This window comes from Leptolyngbya sp. FACHB-1624 (assembly GCF_047649235.1).
GTDB lineage: Bacteria > Cyanobacteriota > Cyanobacteriia > Leptolyngbyales > Leptolyngbyaceae > Leptolyngbya > Leptolyngbya boryana.
In genome coordinates, this window is the sequence record NZ_CP180258.1 from 6066819 (window position 1) to 6083500 (window position 16682).

Consider the following 16682-nt stretch of genomic DNA (forward strand, 5'->3'; position numbering starts at 1 on the left):
CCTTGTTTTCAAAAATTCTTAAGATTTGAATCGATTAAGCAGAACGATCGCGAACTCTAAACTCAAGGATTGATGATTTTTAGCACCTCGATCGCTAACTCTGGAAATGCCAAAGGATTGAGAGTGCCGCTTTTTACTCGGAATTCAGTTTCATATTCTCCACCTTCAGGATCTCTCATGACGATCAACTCGTGGGTTTGAATACTGACAATCCAGTACTCCTGAATTCCTGCTTCAGCATAAATCTTTGACTTGATCTCTAAATCTTTCTTTAACGTGGAGTCTGAGTATTCGATTAGCCAGAAGATGTTCTCAGGATAAGGATGATGAGATCTATATTCTCGACGCTCACAGACTGAAATATCTGGCTCAGGCTCACTTCCATTGGGTAAGGTGATCGGCTTGGCATTTCTGACTTTCGCCCGATCGCCCAAAAGCAGGAGGAGATATTCATGTGCCTCGCCGTTAGAATCCGCATGATCAGGGCTTTCTGGAGCCATCTCGATAATCTCTCCACGTAAAAGCTCAACCTTTTTATCGGCTAGGAATCCTTGCTCGATTAACCTGTGGTATTCCTCGATCGTCCATTTCACGTGGGGGAGAACTGTCATAAAGTTTCTTGATAAGAGAGACGATGGACTCAGCTACCTAAGATTTTGACATACTCGCAGAGCTTGGCTTCGATCGTCCCTCTTAGTAACTTGCTTTTAAGTCGCTTTTCTTAATTACGACTCAATGCCCAACCGTTAAAGGCTCAGGAAAGCTCGATGCCATATGCTTTTCTAAGGTGCTTTGCGGTAATGCTCCTTGTAAATGGCTCCAAGGCAGAACCCGATCGACTGTCCAACGATCGAAGACATAATCATTCAAATCCGGCAATTGCCCTTTCAATTCCTTAAATGCTCGCCGATAGCTGCCCAAGCTATCCCCGTAATGGCGCGTCAATTCTAAAAGCTTTGACAATCGACGATCGCCGCGCGACAATAGCGCCTGAATCACAGACCAGTTATAGCTTTCAGGTCGAAAATCAATTCCATTCGATCGCAGTTGTTTCTGCAAACTTTGCAAGCGTTTCTCAGCTTGCGGATTCACTCCAAACCACTGAAATGGAGTATGAGACTTGGGCACGAACGTACTGCATCCCAAGGTTAATCGCAATCCAGGCGCAGCTTTTTTCAGCGATCGCATCATTGCTACGGTCTGTTCCACATCCTCAGATTCTTCTCCTGGAATTCCTACCATTCCGTAGAGTTTCAGCGAATTCAGCCCCCCTGCTTTCGCATTCACAGCTGCTTGGACAATCTCATCGGTTTCGAGTTTTTTATTGACAATCTTCCGAACGCGATCGCTCCCACTTTCTACTGCGATCGTGATCGATTTCGCATCATGTTTTACTAACGTTCGTGTTAGCTTTTCTGTCACTGTATTGGTGCGAACAGAAGACAGACTAATTCTCACATCATCAAATTGAGGTTGATTCAGATGATCTAATAAGCTTTCAAATTCGGGATGCTGAGTCACAGATGCGCCGAGTAACCCTAGGCGATTTGTAACTGTTAGCCCTTGCTCGATCGCGGGAATCAATGAATCCTCAACATCTGCAACTCGAAACGGCAAGGTTAAATAACTGGCTAAACAGAAGCGGCACATTTCTGGACAACTGCGCACTACTTCCACCATGAAAATATTTTCCCAAGCGGCTTTCTCAGTCACAACACTCGACGCAGAAAGAGTATTGCCTCGATAAGTCTGTTTCTGAACTTGCGCCGGAATTGTGGCATCGATCGGGGTAATTGATGCGATCGCACTATCAGGACTCTGATAGGTCACTTGGTACATACTCGGCACATAGATGCCGGGAACCCTTGCCAAGTGCTTTAACTGCGTGTCTCGATCGGCATGTCTGACTTCTTGATAAGCATGGATAAATGCGTCGAGCAGAATTTCTCCATCTCCAAGCAAAAAGACATCAAAAAATTCTGCATAAGGTTCGGGGTTCGCCGTCAGCACGGGGCCGCCTCCGAATACGATCGGATGAGAATGACTCCGCTCTCGGCTCCAGATCGGAATCTCCAATGATTCCAAAACGCCCAGAATATTTACATAATCTAATTCCCAGGACATTGAGAATCCAAGCAATTCCGGATTCGCAGGCAAAGGCTCATGAATATCCGTAAACAGACGCGCAACATCGAGATCCGATCGCGCTGCAAGAGTTGCCCAAACCACTTGATACCCGAGTGAGGTAATGCCGACACTGTATTCGTTCGGAAAAGCAAAAATGAGTGGAATCGCGTCTGCTTGAGGAGTTGCAGGCGTGAATAAAAGGCGTTCGGATGAGAAAGGAGAAGTCACAGGCTGGGAGCTACGCGAAGAAAATTAGAATGATCACTGACTTCAGCCTAGCACCCAGTCTTTGAATATCGGGTCTAGGATTTATTGATGCGGATGGCAACAACACTCGTACCGAAGGTATAGGTCGGACCATCTAGCTCGATCGTCGTTCCAACCTTGACCTTTTCACCTCCTAATACAGGAGTGCCGTCTACGATTGGGACTTCATTCGTCAACGTCATCAGCATGTCATTCGTTAATGCCAATTCTGGACGCGGATCGGGAAATACCTTCAACGTTCCATCAGGCTGAGGCGTTGCCACTGTCCGAGGCAAAAATCTCAGTTCTTTGAGCTTGACACTGCCAGAAGGCTGCTTTCGCACCAGAATGTTCGTCGTATCGCCAACTTTAATAAAGCTTTTAGGATTTGACGCGCTCAGTCCACGTACCACAACATCGACTTCTACAGGCTGTCTTGCGCCTTGTGCTCCTGCCCCTGTTGGTCCGGGATAGACAAAGATTCCAACCACCACCAGTAAAATTACTAGTGCTGCACCCACATCTAGGATGCTGATTTTCCCGAATAATCGACCTTGAGAATCCACAATAGCCATAGTTAAGATGTCTAGATGTCGTGTACGTTGTGTGTTTGCCATGCAACGCCTGTCAAGATTAGCATGACTCGACTCAGCCGTATCAGCAAATTTGTCGAAAATTTGCCTAAACGATGCAACTAAATCGAGTCGCGTTGCGTCCTACTGTTTAGCGCCTCACGCATTTTTCACGCTCTCCTATGATTACAAAAATACTGCGTCGCCGTTGGCTATATCCCGTTTTATCGATCGTGATCGCGGCTGGCATCTGTTTCGGTCAGCCCATGCTCGCACAAGCTATTTCTTGGACTGATCTGCTTCGAGGTGGGATTCAAATCATCCAAGCGAATCAACTGTCTCGATTGTCGGATAGTCAAGAAGTCGATTATGGTCGGCAAATTAATAATCAGTTAACGACTCAAGAAGTCCGACTGGTTAATGATCCGAAACTCACCGCTTATGTCAATGAAATTGGTCAAAGACTCGCAGCCAATAGCGATCGACCGAATATTCCCTATACGTTCCAAGTCGTCGATCAAAAGAGTATTAACGCATTTGCAACGATGGGCGGTTTTGTCTATGTGCATCGCGGTTTGTTGGATGCAGCGGATAATGAAGCTCAAGTCGCCAGCGTCATTGGACACGAAATCGGACATATTGCTGGAAAACATGCGCTCAACCAAATGCGCCAAACAGCAGTGCAGCGAGGGTTATTGGCAGCAGGGGGACTCGATCGTAGTACGATCGCAAATCTAGGGGTACAAGTCGCGCTGCGCTTGCCGAATAGTCGCCGCGATGAGTACGATGCGGATGCGCGAGGAGTTCGCATGATGGGACGGGCAGGATATGCTCAATCTGAAGCAGTCACCTTTATGCGCAAGCTGTTGAATTCTGCTTCACCTCCAACGTTCTTGGCAAATCATCCAGCCACGTCTGATCGCATCACTCGAATGCAACAACTGATTCGCCAAAATCCCGGTTCGGGAACGGCAGGACTTGATCCCGCAAGTTATCGGGCGCGGCTTCGATAGAAGTTTGAAAGTCTGAAAACGCGAGAGTAGCCGTTATACAGTCAATCTGATAAGGGGATAGAGAGAGGAGGAAGATCCGAAATAGGATTGCTACTCCCCTCTCTCCATCTCCCTACTTCCCCATTTCCCAGCTTCGCAAAACAAATCCGCTGAACGATTACCGTTTTAAAACCTGCCGCCCTCTAGGCTGAGGTTCGATCTTGGTTGTGACCTCATCAAGCCCCAGTGTCCGCACCTGATTGGTATACATATTTGCCTGATGCACGATCGCATTATCGATATCTAAGGCAGTCAGCCAGCCGCTTTTAGGATGATATGCGCCTGTGTCAATGCCAAGCCATCCTTGCCCCCGAGCGATCGCTCCCGGTACAACGCCTTGAAAAGTAAAAGTGATCGTATGTCCAGTAATAATCACCTTGTCTGAGAAATAAGGTTGAGTCGAGCGATGAAACTCATCGCGAATCCAACAGAATTCAGCATATCCTTGCTGTTCGAGCGGCATTTCAGGATGGACTCCAGCATGAACTAGCCAGACATCCCCCAAATCTAAATAAGTCGGTAATGTGCGAATCCACTGCACATGCTCGACAAGCACGTCTATATCGGTATAACTTGCAACTGTTGCTCGTCCGCCACTTTGAAGCCAAGCCTGCAAAGCAGGTGCATACACTTGCCCATTGGGAAACGCTTCGAGGAGTAAATGCTCGTGATTTCCAAGTAAAGATTGGTAAGGACTGTTTTTAACAAACTCAATGACTTGATAACTTTGCGGACCTCGATCGATTAAATCCCCTAGAAAATAGACCTGATCCGACGCTTCCGGCGCGATGGTATCCAGCAAATTCATCAAGCCATCGTAGTGACCATGAACATCACCGATCACGATTCGACGGGTGGGTTGCTGACTCATGCGATCGTCCTTAGGAAACAGTAAGACTAGAAATTACACAGCAGAAACTGAGCATACGGATCTGAGCGTATGCCACAATTATGCCCTGTCCACTTCTAAAGTTGACTGAAATTTGACTGAAACGCGGATTTTCTATGGGAACTTTATCTTCCTAACGCCTTGATGAATTGTTGCAATCCGGCGAATAAACTTGGTTTTGCCGATTGACCTAATGCTTTGGCAAAAATTTCATCGAGTTTCTCAGAGTCAGGGCGATCGCGCTCCTCGGCAATTAGTTCATAAGTGCCATCAGGCGCATACCAGACTTGCCAAGGGGACGGATAGCAGCGAAAAATTGCGGATTGATCATCCAGCGGACGCAAATAATAACAAGGCTCGATCGTGTCTAAAAATCGCTGTCTCAGTTGCCGTCCTGCATAGCCAATGCCGATTGTTGCGACGTCTTCTAATCTTGGATTGAGCAGAATCACTGGGCGTTCTCCGGCGGCATTGCAAATTTGCTCGACTGGGGGAACTTCCACGGCACTCGGAGAAACAAAGACGTAAAGTTCGTCTTCGGGATCAACTTGTTCTGTAACGGGGGTCGTCTGCCGGGAGCCTGCAACATCTAAGCTGCGGATTTGGTGGGGTAAGTCGCCCCAATCTCGTTTTGCGAGTGCAGCAATCCCGGAGTCTGTGAAAAAGAGTTTCAGCCCTGCACCGCGATCGCGAAACATCGTAATGAATTGCTCTGCGATCGGCATTGGTTTCAACTCTGGAAACACGAGTTCGACTTGTAACCGGGTATAACCCGCTTCTAGAGCCGCTTGGGTCGCGATTTGGGCTTGCGCGATCGCATCTTCTAAGGTATCTGGCAATTCAGGCATAACGATTTTTTTAAACTGCAAAGTCTTATCGTACAATTCGGTCTAGTCTTAATTCTATCGGGAGCCGCAACGGATGCTGACTTCGACACGGGAACTCTTGGAAACGGCTCGCCGAAATATTTTTGCGATCGGAGCGTTCAATGTTTACAATCTCGAAGGCGTAAAAGCAGTGATCAACGCCGCAGAGATCAGCCGCAGTCCTGCCATGCTGCAATTACATCCAAGCGCTTTGAAATACGGCAGTTCTCCTCTAGTTGCTCTGTGCTTAGAAGCCGCAGAAGCTGCAACTGTGCCCATTTCAGTACATCTCGATCACAGTACTTCCGTGAAAGATATCGATCGGGTTTTGCAAGACGGTGTGCGCTCAATTATGGCGGATGGCTCGCCGCTTCCCTATGAGCAAAATCTAGAATTTACGCGCCATATGACGCGATTGGCTCATTCTTATCATGCGATCGTCGAAGCGGAGATTGGACGAATCAGCGGCACAGAAGACGGATTAACGATCGCTGAAAAAGAAGCAAAAATGACGGATCCTCAGCAAGCCGTCGAATTTGTCAAAGCGACGAATGTCGATGCTTTGGCAGTGACGATCGGGAATGTTCACGGGGAATATAAAAGTCCTCCCCGTTTAGATTTTCCGCGCTTAGAACAGATTCGGATGTTACTCGACATTCCTCTTGTTTTGCATGGTGCATCTGGGTTGCCTGCCGAGATGATCGCGCGCTCGATTCAGCTTGGGGTGTGTAAGTTTAATGTCAATACCGAAGTCCGGCAGGCGTATATGCAGGCACTCAAAGATGAGATTTGTGGGCAGCAGGAGAAGGACTTACTAGAAGTGACCGGGGAAGCGATCGCAGCTATGCAAGATGTGATTCTTGAGAAACTAGAATTATTTGGCTCTGTCGGTAAAGCTCATCTCCACGAGACTCCCTATGCTACGGTTTTGGCAGCAGCAGCCCACAGAAATTAATATTAATTGCCGTACAGACCGGACAAAGATTGACGCAATGGAGTCATCGAATCGACCGATCTCGCTTGCGAGTCAAAATTTGGTAGAGGCAAAAGAGCGGCAATGGTTCCCGTGATTGAGAGGAGCGCGAATAGCCGGATCAGCATCCGCCGATCAAAACGATGATGCATCATGAGCTTGCTGCGTAAACAACTTACAGGTTTTGCCTGTAAGTGTACCGTGCGATCTCGATCGTGAAAATTCGCTAAAAAAGGACAAATTATCAGCTTCGATCAACATTTGGAGCTAATGTGGTAGTCCTAAATCAGGTGGGGAGTGGGGAGTAGTTCTTTTGGTAGTTCCCTACTCCCTACCCCCTACTCCCCACTCTCTTGAGCAGTTACAACTCAACAAGATCGACATCGTTTATCGTCGAAACCAGATCGCGATTACTAAGCAACCAATGATTGGCAAATTTGCCCTTCGAGTTCTTTTTCTCGCAGTTGCATCGCTTGAATCGATTGCACCAGGATTTCTCGATTGTTCAAGCCTTGTTCGCTCAGTTTGATCCAGCGTTGTGCCTCATTGCCTTCGCGGAGAATCTTCTTCACAGGCAGCAAGAAACAGCTAAAGCCTGCTTTTTTCGCGATCGCAAACGTCTCAGCATACAGTTGCTCAATCCATTCGCGCGCCAAAATCGGCTGTCCGTCTTGCCAATGTCTCAACTCTGCATCCAAACTGGATTTAGCTGCTGCTGCCTCATTCTCATTGGCAATTTCAACTAAATCTTCTGCATTCAACTTGCTCTGCTGCAACGGATCAAGACTGGGATCTGCAATCAATTGCTGCAGCCGAGCTTCTAACAATGCAGTCACTGCCAGCAACGCGATCGGATCAGAGACTAAATCACAAATTCTCAATTCTAAGCGATTCAAATTGTAAGGACGGCGATCACCGTTCGGACGCACCGCAGACCAGAGATGACGCACATTTTGCATCGTGCCGATCGCAATTTGCTCCTCTGTCCACCGAATAAAGTGAGCATGGCTTTCAAAGATTGGCACATGAGCAGGCGTTTTCGGAAACAGTCCCCAGCGCGTGGAATGATACCCCGTCATTTCGCCATTAAACCAAGGCGATGCAGCACTCAAGGCTAAATACAACGGCGCTTCCATTCTCACTAAGCGACACGCTCGCATCAATACTTCAGGATCACTGATGCCAATATTAATATGTACACTTGCAGTAACAACTTTTGTACCGTAAGTTTTCTCAATATAATCATGATAAGGATTGGCTGGATCAGATCGCCAAAACCGATCGCCCTGTCCTGCTAAGGGCAATGTACTTCCTGGAATTAAGGTGTAATCACCTTTTGACTTTAAAAATTGACGTAACCGCAGTCGAGGCGTGACCAAATCACACAGCGATCGCTCATATCGAAAACAAGGCGGGGTCGTATATTCGACATTACGGCTATCGGGTTCTCGGACAAACCCATCTAACGCCGCAACAATCTCATCAGACATCCCGACGACATCTCCTTGAGGTGTGCCGGTATAGACCTCAATTTCAAACCCTTTTGATAACATCACTGACTCCCAACTGGCTGTCGTCTCTTCTAGTATCCGAGAAAACCGATCATCTGCCACCGTCTGAAGAAATGCGATCGCACTCTTCTTACAAAAATCGATCAATCCTTCATATTTCTGGTGCATCGCTTTCCGAAATCTTGCGGTATATTTCAGTAGCCAATCCTGGGGAACTTGCATCTATCCAGGCTGGTCATTTTCGATTAGATACAAGGTCAATCCTGGCATTCACCCCCTTCCCTGTATAGAGAACATATGACACGTCTAGGCACTTCTAAAATTTTTGCGATCGCGCCCTTGGGCTTGATTTCCTTACTCTGGCTCGGTGGACAAACGGCGCTGAAAGCCCAAGTCACCCCACCTCCAGAAACGCTAACCGTTCCGCTCAACACTGTGGGGACGACAATCTTATACGTTAACCCTGCCAGAGGAACGGATCAAACCACTGCCGGGCGGACAGAGGCAGTTCCCTTCAAAACGCTGAAATTTGCCCTCGATCAAGCGACCGCAGGCACGATCGTTCAATTGGCTCCTGGAACTTACAATCTTCAATCTGGCGAAGTCTTTCCCTTGATTGTTAAAGCAGGGGTAACGGTTCGAGGAGATGAAGCAACCAAAGGTCAATCCACGATCATTCAAGGAGGGGGCGATATTATCAGTCGCTCTTTCGCAAAACAAAATGTATCGATGTGGTTGGCACAAGGGAGCCAGGTTCGCGGGGTGACGGTAACAAATGAAAACTCGCGTGGAACCGGAATTTGGGTGGAGGAAGGTAGCCCCACGATCTCAAACAACACGTTTGCCAATAGCGTTCGTGAAGGGGTCTTTATTACAGGGAATGCCAGCCCAACTGTAACGGACAATGTTTTTGTGAAAAACCAAGGCAATGGAATCTCGATTACGAGAGCTGCGAGCGGTCAAGTGAAGAACAATTCCTTTACTGAAACGGGATTTGGGCTTGCGATTAATGGAACAGCAACGGCGCTGATTGAAGGCAATCAGATCGTCAAAAACCGGGGTGGATTTGTGATTGGTGATTCTGCAAAACCTGTGCTCCGAGGCAATATGATTGCGGATAGTAGCGAAGATGGCATTGTAGTTCTTAGTAGTGCTCAGCCTGATTTAGGTACACCGGAAAGCCTTGGCAATAATACGATCCGCAATAGTAAAGGGCGCGATATTAACAATACGACTCAGAATGTTCTCACTGCGATCGGGAATCAGCTGGATCAGAAAAAGATTGCAGGTCTGATTAATTTTGCTCCTGGTGGCGCAATCGCTTTTTCTGATGTACAAGGACATTGGGCGCAGCAATATGTCCAAGCTTTAGCATCAAGGGGGATTATTACGGGCTTTCCAGATGGCACATTCAAACCGAATGATCCGGTCACGCGTGCTCAGTTTGCCGCGATCGTGCTGAAAGCGTTTGCCCCTGCTCCCAAGAATGCCGCAGTCAACTTCTCAGATGTTTCTAGCAGATATTGGGGCTTTGCTGCGATTCAGTCGGCTGCGCGCGGTGGGTTTATGGCAGGATTTCCGGGTGGGACGTTCCGACCTGAACAACGGATTCCGAAGGTTCAGTCCTTAGTGGCTTTGTCGAATGGATTAGAGTTTGGAGCGGGTGATCCGTCGCTCCTGTCTCGCTTCCAAGATGCAGCTTCGATTCCAACTTGGGCAAGAAGTCCGATCGCGGCGGCAACTCAACGTCAAATCGTGGTGAACTATCCGACGGTCGGACAATTTAATCCCAATCGGGATGCAACTCGCGCAGAAGTTGCTGCATTTATCTATCAGGCGTTAGTGAGCGCAGGCAAGGCTGAAGCGATTTCTTCTCCCTACGTGGTGGGTGTTGCCCGTTAGATTCGAGTTCTGGCTATTTTGATGAACGATTCTCGAATCGAAAGAGCCAGACCATCAATGCAATTACGCCCAGTTGCAGGGCAAGATTTGGAAGTGCCGTTTCCAGATCTCGTCCTGCCAGCGTTTGGGCGAGAAAGACGAAAGCTCCAATCGCGCCTGAGCCACCAAATGCAATGTAGATAAATTTCCGCAATCCTCGATAAGGTGCAGCGGCTTCGGCTTTGAGCCGCGCATATTTTTCGGGATCGGATTGTCTCAGACGTTCGGATTGCTGGCTCATATAATAAGGGAGGATTTTTGTCGATCGTGACATGAGATGGAATTTTCTGCAATTTCTGTTTCAGAAACGAACGATTATCTGTTATACTGCATGAGGCCTTTTGCCGATGTAGCACAGTGGTAGTGCATTCGATTCGTAATCGAAAGGTCATGGGTTCAAATCCCATCATCGGCTTCCTAAGTAAATCGCTGGCTTTCCAGGTTCGGCACGGCTTTCAGGTTTCGCTTTACTTGTGTCAGCCCTCACTTTACTCCAAATTGATCACTCATGTTTGATCAGTTTGAGGCATCGGTGGAGATAAAGGTGGAGATAAAGGTTTTGTGAGAGCAAATTAATTGCCCGATTTTGGGGTTGAGGAGTCTCTCTTTATGTAAATTTTTGTGTAGTCCAATCAGCTTGAAAGCGGAATGCGTTGCAGGGATTGGCTTTGGGAATGTGCTACAACTCTTTAAATTTCCACTTCTCCAGTTGCGGTATAGTCCGAGTCAGCGGGATCGATTTAACTCAGCAACGCAGGTCGCTTTCCTCAATTCAAAGTTGTCACTTTTTGAATTTTGGAGACTTGTGTTTATGCAATCCGGAAATCATCAAAATCGAAAATCGAATAAATCAAAGCCTGGAACGGTTCAGATTCGCTGTTCTAACGAGCGGTTGCAGCTTGTGTTTCGCTTCGGAGGTCAGCGGTACTTTATTTCGCTAGGTTTGTCGGATACGTCTTATCATCGCAAACTAGCTCATGACAAAGCGTTGGAGATTGAGCGCGACATCCAATATGGAGAATTTGATACCACGCTTCAGAAGTACAAGCCAAAATCGGTTTTGAGTACCAGCGATCCAGTTGCACAGATTGCTTCTGATCCTCTAACCTTGCGTCAATTATGGGAGCAGTATGTCGAGTACAAGCGCCCGAAAGTCTCGCCCAATACGATCACTTGCACCTATGACCCTGTTACGGTTCATCTTTCTCGATGTGCAACTGATGGATTGACCGATACGTTGAAGTTTCGGATGGAATTGCTGCAAATCACGACTCAATCGCAGGCGCGTCGAACCTTGATGCAATTGTCTGCGGCTTGTAAGTGGGGAGTGCGACACACTTTATGTCCTACAAACCCATTTGCAGGAATGTATAAAGAACTGGAGGCAACGATTCCTGATCCGCCTGTAGCGTTCACTGTGGAGGAGCGCGATCGCATCATTGCAGCTTTTGAAAACCATACGGGCTGCTACCAGTACTACGCTTCGTTTGTCAAATTCTTGTTCTGGACAGGTTGCCGTCCTTGTGAGGCAGTCGGTTTACGTTGGGGCAGTATCACTGAGGATTGCAGCAAAATCCATTTTCATGAAAGCATTGTGGAAGTTGCTGGCAAGATGAAACGGCGCAAAAAAACGAAGACTGGAGTGAAACGCTGGTTTAGCTGCCCACTAAAGTTGCAAGAGCTTTTATTGTCGATTCGTCCCCACAAGCCAAATCCTGAACAGTTGGTCTTTCTAGGACCAAAAGGCGCTATCTTGCGCGAAAGTAGTTTTAGCGATCGTGGATGGAATCGAGTGCTTAGGCGACTTCTTCCAATGACTTTACCCATTAAGTGGTCGAATTAAGATATCCCATTTCGGTAGGTCTGGATTGCGTTCTAATCTGCACTCAACCTCACGCATCTCAACTTTGGAAAGTGCAATACCTTTTGGATAAGGGTTGGTGTTCAACACCACGATGGGATGAATGCCTTTCCAAGTCATACTTTCTGCCCAAGCGAGCATCGTTTGCACCGTGGTCAGTTGAGTTCCATTCCAATGCTGTTCGAGGATGCCCCAACAGCGTTCAATGGGATTGTACTTGCTATGGTAGGGCGGATAGTAAAGCAGTTGAATGGATACGCCAATCTGGTCTGCAAATTCGACCATGCGGTTGAGAAACTGAGTGCGAATCCCACTACTCTCTGGTCCATTATCGACTTTGAGTTGCAAGCGTTCGGTCAGTCTCTGTTGCTTGAGGGTCAAGCGACTCCACCAATCTTGAAGGGTATCGACGATGAAATCACTGGTTTTATGCGAACTGCTAAAGTAGAGATGCAGTTGTCCACTATCTTCATCCACAATCCCACAAGGAATGTACGTTTCCTCGCATCCCATATCGTGGTCAAGTGCTTGAGGATTGCCTCTGGTTTGCCCGCCACGAGAATACTTGCCAATGTTCACCGTGGCTTTGCAATCCAGACTCAATCGTTTGATGCTACCGTTTTCACTTTTGCGATCTTTGGCTTTGATGTTGTCGAAGATCGCATCGGTTTCGGGCAGTTTTTTTGGGGAATGGCTTTGACCACGGGCTTCAATCGATAACCCATCCGATTCAAGATCACTGCCATCGTGCTGGGTGCAGGCAATTGCTCCTCCCCAAACCCTTGTTCTCGCAGTTGAGCAATCGCCGCTTGTGCCGTTAATCGCGTGTAAGCAATCGTCGTCTTAAACGTCGAGTCTTGTTGAGCGTGATCTTCCGCGATCTGCTGCAACGCTGAAGCAACTTCGGGATACTTTTCTTCCCAGCGTTTCGCCCCACTATTGCCTACTTGCGCGCTGATACACACCAGTCCAGTGCGACGTTCCCCTAGCCCAGTTTCCACATTCACTCGTCCCCAGCCAAACACTCGCTCTGCAATGCGGGCGCTTCCCTCGCAATATTTCAGCGCCATCTCTGCCTGAAAGCTCCGTTGTTCTGCCCCACGCATTTTGGACGCTGCTAATCGAAGATCCTCAACCTGATAGGCAGTGAGGATGGGGTCTTGTGTGCGCTCATCGATTCTGTCCACCCGATTGTTCCTAGATTTCTGAGAGAATGAGGACTATTCTAAAGCCTGGGTAAATCTTTTAACAGAAGCCGCCTAAGCATCCAGAAAGTTATACAGAAAAGACAACTATCACACTATTTTCATAATCAGCAAAATTATATTTGGTTGAGCCTGATAGCAGGCAATCTCCCCATTCCTCTACTCCCCCACTGACAAAATCTTATCCATCAAGCAGAATTTTTATTGAGTGATTTTTAGCTCAAGACTTCTTCTGATTATCGATTGAGAAGCAGAAGAGAAATAGTGCCGCTGTAAACCTCAGACTTTTGTGGCGGAGTAGACTCGTACTGCATCAACAAGTTCTGTGTTTCGCTGACTACGATATTAGTTCCAGCATGGTTTTCAAGGTTCGAGGTTGCTGATGGCTGAACGCTCGTTGGTTCTGCACCGGGCTTCACGAGAATGACTTGAACAGGAATAGTTTTACCCTCCGCATTTGTTAGGATACTCGCCGTTACTTTGAGGTCATATTCCTGCTCACTATTGGTTGAAATCGCTAATTGAGCGACTTGTTGCATTTGCTGGTCAGCTAGAGAGATATTGCTAAGCACTTGCACTGAGCTGATTGGAGTTGAGGTCGCAACGAGCTTGAGAGCTGGCTCCACGGTACCTGAGAGCTGAATCTCAGTCATTGTTCCTGCAACAGCTTTTGGGCTAAAAACTCCCGTAGTTGCTAGGAGCAAGTTAGATATCACGATCGCGGAGCCAATCCAGTTTTTCACCACAGTCTTATTTCCCTTCAGCATCAGAAGACAACATCAAGACATAGCACTTCAATGAAGGCACGATCACTGAGACTCTCATGCTCGGGTTTCGGGAAGAACCTCAAGCTCTATGACCGTTTGATCATCAGTGCTATATCGTTGTCGTATTTCTAATGTAAAAAAATTGGAGCTCTTCAGCTTCCGAAATAAGCAGGATTCGTATGTAATGTTTTGGATAAGCTTCTACGTATTCTCAGTATTTCTTACAGCTTGGCCCTTCAGTAGATCAACATCCAGATTGATACTTACTCTGCTCCAATCATCTACTAGCCTGCTGCGACCGCTTTGATCAACGACTGAATACTCGTTGAATCTTTTGATTTAGAAAGTCAGGAGTACGGAATCAAAAAATAAAAGCTCAAAGAAATTACTGCTCAGTATTCTAAATAGTCTTAACTAGAGTCGTCGTTGATCGCGACTGTATATCACCTGCGTATTTGAACTTAATTATGTACGGGTCTCCTCTTGGTTTGAGCCTCAAAATTGTGTCGCTAAAATAGCAGGGTAGGAAAGCTTAATTTCCTCTGGCTTTGCTCTAGATGACGACTGATTGACACGATCGCAAAAGCTGCATTGTCCTGATATATCGTCTACTTTTTCAACGCAACTGAAACTTATACAGTAATGACAACGGTTAGCCTGCTTTCGTAAACACGATCGCAAATTCATTGCAGCAACACTAAAACTAGTTCTAATCATTAATTCAGGTATGTCCCTAATTAGTGTGGTTATTTGTACTCACAATCCTCGTGAGCAATATTTGCAACGAGTTCTCGACGCGCTGCAACGACAAACACTCCCTCTCACAGATTGGGAACTGCTCATAATTGATAATGCAAGCCAGATCCCTCTATCTTCAACATGGAATTTGAGTTGGCATCCTCTAGGACGCATTATTCGTGAGAAAAAGACGGGACTGACTGCTGCCCGTTTATGTGGCTATCAAGCAGCCAAGAGCGAAGTTCTTGTGTTTGTTGATGACGACAATGTGTTGGAACCGGACTACCTAGCGCAAGTCCACCAAATTTTTCAGCAGTACCCAGGGTTGGGAGCGATCGGAGGAAAATCTATACCAGACTTTGAAATTGCTCCCGAATCTTGGATGGTTGAATTTTACAAGATGTTAGCACTTCGAGACTTTGGAGAACAGTCCTTGATCAGCCAAGCTTTTGATTCAGAGGGACCGAATGCTTATCCAGACTTTGCTCCAGCAGGCATTGGCTTAGCAATTCGGCAATCTGCATTTCAGATCTATGCAGAACGTGTGCTCACGGATCAACAACGATTATCATTCGGTCGTACAGGCCAGCAACTGACCTCTGGCGAAGATAACGATATTGTGTTGACGATTTTGGAGCAAGGTTGGCAAGTCGGCTATTTTCCCGAATTGAAGATTATCCATATAATTGCAGCGAGCCGATTAAATAAGGAATATTTAGCACGATTGAACTACGCCTCAACTCGATCCTGGGTGCAAGTCTTGAGAGTACATAGAATTGAGGCATGGCAAAGGATTCAGCCTTGGACCGTAATGCTCCGCAAACTCAAAGCGTTCCTTGCTTATCAAGCTTGGCGGAATGCAGCAGCTTATGTCCGTTGGCGTGGAGCCTGTGGCTTATATGAAGGTTTAGCAGAGTAGAGCCAATGAATCAATCGACACAGCTTATCCACAATAGTATTTCTAGCGTTGCAAAAAACCTGCAACTGGGACGAGTTCTGTATTGGTCATACTATGTTCCTAAAGGAATGATACAGAGATCGCTGAAGCGAAATCCCATTCGCCGCTGGGGTGATGGTCGTGCTCAGGCTCAAATGGAACGCACTGCTTATCATTTGCCGCCTCTTACGCCTAGCAGTAATCCAGACAAACTCTACTTCCTCAGCGGTCGTCGTTTTTGGTATCAAACTTGTTTTTGTGCCTATTCCATGGTTACTCGATCGGGAGTTTATTTTAGACCAGTTATTTATAATGATGGTACCTTAAGCCAGCCCTTCCAGGATGAAATTCGGCGCATCTTTCCTGATGCAGAAATTATTGATACTGAAATCATTGAAGATCAACTAGATCAAGCATTACCGACACAAACATTTCCTACGTTGAGATCGCGCCGACTAGAATACTTCAACCTGCGGAAACTTACAGATATCCATGCAGGTTCTCAGGGCTGGAAGCTCGTTTTAGATTCAGACATGCTGTTTTTCCGTCGTCCCGATTTTCTGCTCGATTGGCTAAAAGCTCCCGAAAATCCTTGCTACATGGTAGATATTGATAATGCATACGGATATTCCGATGCATTGATGACTCAATTAGCAAGAGCAGCTATTCCGGATCGGGTGAATGTTGGAATTTGTGGACTCAATAGCACATCGATCGACTGGGAGGAACTAGAATATTGGTGCAAAACGTTGATCGACACAGAAGGCACGAACTACTATCAAGAACAAGCATTGACTGCAATGCTCATCGCACGCTTTCCAAATGAGATCGCTCCTGAGAAAGAGTATGTATTGATGCCCAACCGATCTGAAGTGCAGACTCCTCAAGCGGTGATGCACCATTATGTTGCAGACTCAAAGTTCTGGTATTTCCGCTATGGCTGGCAGCAAATTGTCCCTACTAAAGTTGCTTGATCTTCTCAAGAGCTACTTTGCTA

General features: G+C 46.9%; 15 protein-coding genes, 1 tRNA gene and 1 pseudogene. 7 read left to right on the plus strand and 10 right to left on the minus strand.

Annotated features, from left to right (window positions below; translation table 11 throughout):
- Positions 1-62: 62 nt before the first annotated feature.
- The 3 genes from ACMUEV_RS28835 to ACMUEV_RS28845 form a co-directional block, all read right to left on the minus strand.
- Complete coding sequence (locus ACMUEV_RS28835; RefSeq protein WP_190650936.1) at positions 63-611, minus strand: Uma2 family endonuclease; 549 nt, start codon at positions 609-611, stop codon at positions 63-65.
- A 121-nt stretch (positions 612-732) separates the two neighbouring features.
- Positions 733-2355 (minus strand): radical SAM protein, encoded by a 1623-nt coding sequence (locus ACMUEV_RS28840; protein WP_190650933.1) that lies wholly within the window; start codon positions 2353-2355, stop codon positions 733-735.
- A 74-nt stretch (positions 2356-2429) separates the two neighbouring features.
- On the minus strand, positions 2430-2948 hold the full coding sequence (locus ACMUEV_RS28845; RefSeq protein WP_190650931.1) for a DUF4330 domain-containing protein: 519 nt from the start codon (positions 2946-2948) through the stop codon (positions 2430-2432).
- 179 nt (positions 2949-3127) lie between these two features.
- On the opposite strand from ACMUEV_RS28845, the gene ACMUEV_RS28850 reads away from it, so the two are divergent.
- Positions 3128-3958: a M48 family metallopeptidase gene (locus ACMUEV_RS28850; protein WP_190650928.1), complete on the plus strand. Its 831-nt coding sequence runs from the start codon at positions 3128-3130 to the stop codon at positions 3956-3958.
- 157 nt (positions 3959-4115) lie between these two features.
- Here ACMUEV_RS28850 and ACMUEV_RS28855 read toward each other — a convergent pair whose 3' ends face one another.
- Positions 4116-4868, minus strand: a complete 753-nt coding sequence (locus ACMUEV_RS28855) for a metallophosphoesterase (RefSeq protein ID WP_190650926.1) — start codon at positions 4866-4868, stop codon at positions 4116-4118.
- A gap of 143 nt (positions 4869-5011) precedes the next feature.
- The gene (locus tag ACMUEV_RS28860) at positions 5012-5734 is read right to left on the minus strand and encodes a DUF1995 family protein (protein WP_017285722.1); all 723 of its coding nucleotides are present in this window, start codon (positions 5732-5734) and stop codon (positions 5012-5014) included.
- Between the two features lie 73 nt (positions 5735-5807).
- Between ACMUEV_RS28860 and ACMUEV_RS28865 the strand changes: the two genes are divergently transcribed.
- Positions 5808-6707, plus strand: coding sequence for a class II fructose-bisphosphate aldolase (locus ACMUEV_RS28865; RefSeq protein WP_190650924.1), 900 nt, complete (start codon positions 5808-5810; stop codon positions 6705-6707).
- A 2-nt stretch (positions 6708-6709) separates the two neighbouring features.
- On the opposite strand, the gene ACMUEV_RS28870 is transcribed toward ACMUEV_RS28865, so the two are convergent.
- On the minus strand, positions 6710-6880 hold the full coding sequence (locus tag ACMUEV_RS28870) for a hypothetical protein (protein WP_154660817.1): 171 nt from the start codon (positions 6878-6880) through the stop codon (positions 6710-6712).
- Positions 6881-7138: 258 nt separating this feature from the next.
- Entirely contained in the window at positions 7139-8458 is a 1320-nt protein-coding gene (gene gshA / locus ACMUEV_RS28875; RefSeq protein ID WP_017285719.1) for a glutamate--cysteine ligase, read from the minus strand.
- A gap of 75 nt (positions 8459-8533) precedes the next feature.
- Between gshA and ACMUEV_RS28880 the strand changes: the two genes are divergently transcribed.
- Positions 8534-10138, plus strand: coding sequence for a DUF1565 domain-containing protein (locus tag ACMUEV_RS28880; RefSeq protein WP_190650922.1), 1605 nt, complete (start codon positions 8534-8536; stop codon positions 10136-10138).
- A gap of 13 nt (positions 10139-10151) precedes the next feature.
- On the opposite strand, the gene ACMUEV_RS28885 is transcribed toward ACMUEV_RS28880, so the two are convergent.
- Complete coding sequence (locus ACMUEV_RS28885) at positions 10152-10451, minus strand: DUF3493 domain-containing protein (protein ID WP_225885719.1); 300 nt, start codon at positions 10449-10451, stop codon at positions 10152-10154.
- A 69-nt stretch (positions 10452-10520) separates the two neighbouring features.
- Here ACMUEV_RS28885 and ACMUEV_RS28890 point away from each other — a divergent pair.
- Together ACMUEV_RS28890 and ACMUEV_RS28895 are read left to right on the plus strand one after the other, a co-directional pair.
- Positions 10521-10592, plus strand: a tRNA-Thr gene (locus ACMUEV_RS28890).
- 396 nt (positions 10593-10988) lie between these two features.
- Positions 10989-12020 carry an Arm DNA-binding domain-containing protein gene (locus ACMUEV_RS28895; RefSeq protein WP_190650920.1) on the plus strand — a complete coding sequence of 344 codons (1032 nt, stop codon included), beginning with the start codon at positions 10989-10991 and terminating at the stop codon, positions 12018-12020.
- Here ACMUEV_RS28895 and ACMUEV_RS28900 read toward each other — a convergent pair.
- Together ACMUEV_RS28900 and ACMUEV_RS28905 are read right to left on the minus strand one after the other, a co-directional pair.
- A pseudogene (locus ACMUEV_RS28900) lies at positions 11997-13144 on the minus strand (ISAzo13 family transposase). The gene ACMUEV_RS28895 and the pseudogene ACMUEV_RS28900 sit on opposite strands and share 24 nt — an antisense overlap.
- A 335-nt stretch (positions 13145-13479) precedes the next feature.
- Positions 13480-13989 (minus strand): hypothetical protein, encoded by a 510-nt coding sequence (locus ACMUEV_RS28905; RefSeq protein WP_190649209.1) that lies wholly within the window; start codon positions 13987-13989, stop codon positions 13480-13482.
- Between the two features lie 748 nt (positions 13990-14737).
- On the opposite strand from ACMUEV_RS28905, the gene ACMUEV_RS28910 reads away from it, so the two are divergent.
- Positions 14738-15667 (plus strand): glycosyltransferase, encoded by a 930-nt coding sequence (locus ACMUEV_RS28910; RefSeq protein WP_190649212.1) that lies wholly within the window; start codon positions 14738-14740, stop codon positions 15665-15667.
- A gap of 5 nt (positions 15668-15672) precedes the next feature.
- Complete coding sequence (locus ACMUEV_RS28915; RefSeq protein WP_190649214.1) at positions 15673-16659, plus strand: glycosyl transferase; 987 nt, start codon at positions 15673-15675, stop codon at positions 16657-16659.
- Positions 16660-16682 lie beyond the last annotated feature (23 nt).

What these genes read in the sequence shown, in the direction of transcription:
- ACMUEV_RS28835 (WP_190650936.1), bottom strand. Translation starts at nt 611, where the DNA reads ATGACAGTTCTCCCCCACGTGAAATGGACGATCGAGGAATACCACAGG.
- ACMUEV_RS28845 (WP_190650931.1), bottom strand. Translation starts at nt 2,948, where the DNA reads ATGGCTATTGTGGATTCTCAAGGTCGATTATTCGGGAAAATCAGCATC.
- ACMUEV_RS28850 (WP_190650928.1), top strand. Translation starts at nt 3,128, where the DNA reads ATGATTACAAAAATACTGCGTCGCCGTTGGCTATATCCCGTTTTATCG.
- ACMUEV_RS28855 (WP_190650926.1), bottom strand. Translation starts at nt 4,868, where the DNA reads ATGAGTCAGCAACCCACCCGTCGAATCGTGATCGGTGATGTTCATGGT.
- ACMUEV_RS28860 (WP_017285722.1), bottom strand. Translation starts at nt 5,734, where the DNA reads ATGCCTGAATTGCCAGATACCTTAGAAGATGCGATCGCGCAAGCCCAA.
- ACMUEV_RS28865 (WP_190650924.1), top strand. Translation starts at nt 5,808, where the DNA reads ATGCTGACTTCGACACGGGAACTCTTGGAAACGGCTCGCCGAAATATT.
- ACMUEV_RS28870 (WP_154660817.1), bottom strand. Translation starts at nt 6,880, where the DNA reads ATGATGCATCATCGTTTTGATCGGCGGATGCTGATCCGGCTATTCGCG.
- gshA (WP_017285719.1), bottom strand. Translation starts at nt 8,458, where the DNA reads ATGCAAGTTCCCCAGGATTGGCTACTGAAATATACCGCAAGATTTCGG.
- ACMUEV_RS28880 (WP_190650922.1), top strand. Translation starts at nt 8,534, where the DNA reads ATGACACGTCTAGGCACTTCTAAAATTTTTGCGATCGCGCCCTTGGGC.
- ACMUEV_RS28885 (WP_225885719.1), bottom strand. Translation starts at nt 10,451, where the DNA reads ATGTCACGATCGACAAAAATCCTCCCTTATTATATGAGCCAGCAATCC.
- ACMUEV_RS28895 (WP_190650920.1), top strand. Translation starts at nt 10,989, where the DNA reads ATGCAATCCGGAAATCATCAAAATCGAAAATCGAATAAATCAAAGCCT.
- ACMUEV_RS28910 (WP_190649212.1), top strand. Translation starts at nt 14,738, where the DNA reads ATGTCCCTAATTAGTGTGGTTATTTGTACTCACAATCCTCGTGAGCAA.
- ACMUEV_RS28915 (WP_190649214.1), top strand. Translation starts at nt 15,673, where the DNA reads ATGAATCAATCGACACAGCTTATCCACAATAGTATTTCTAGCGTTGCA.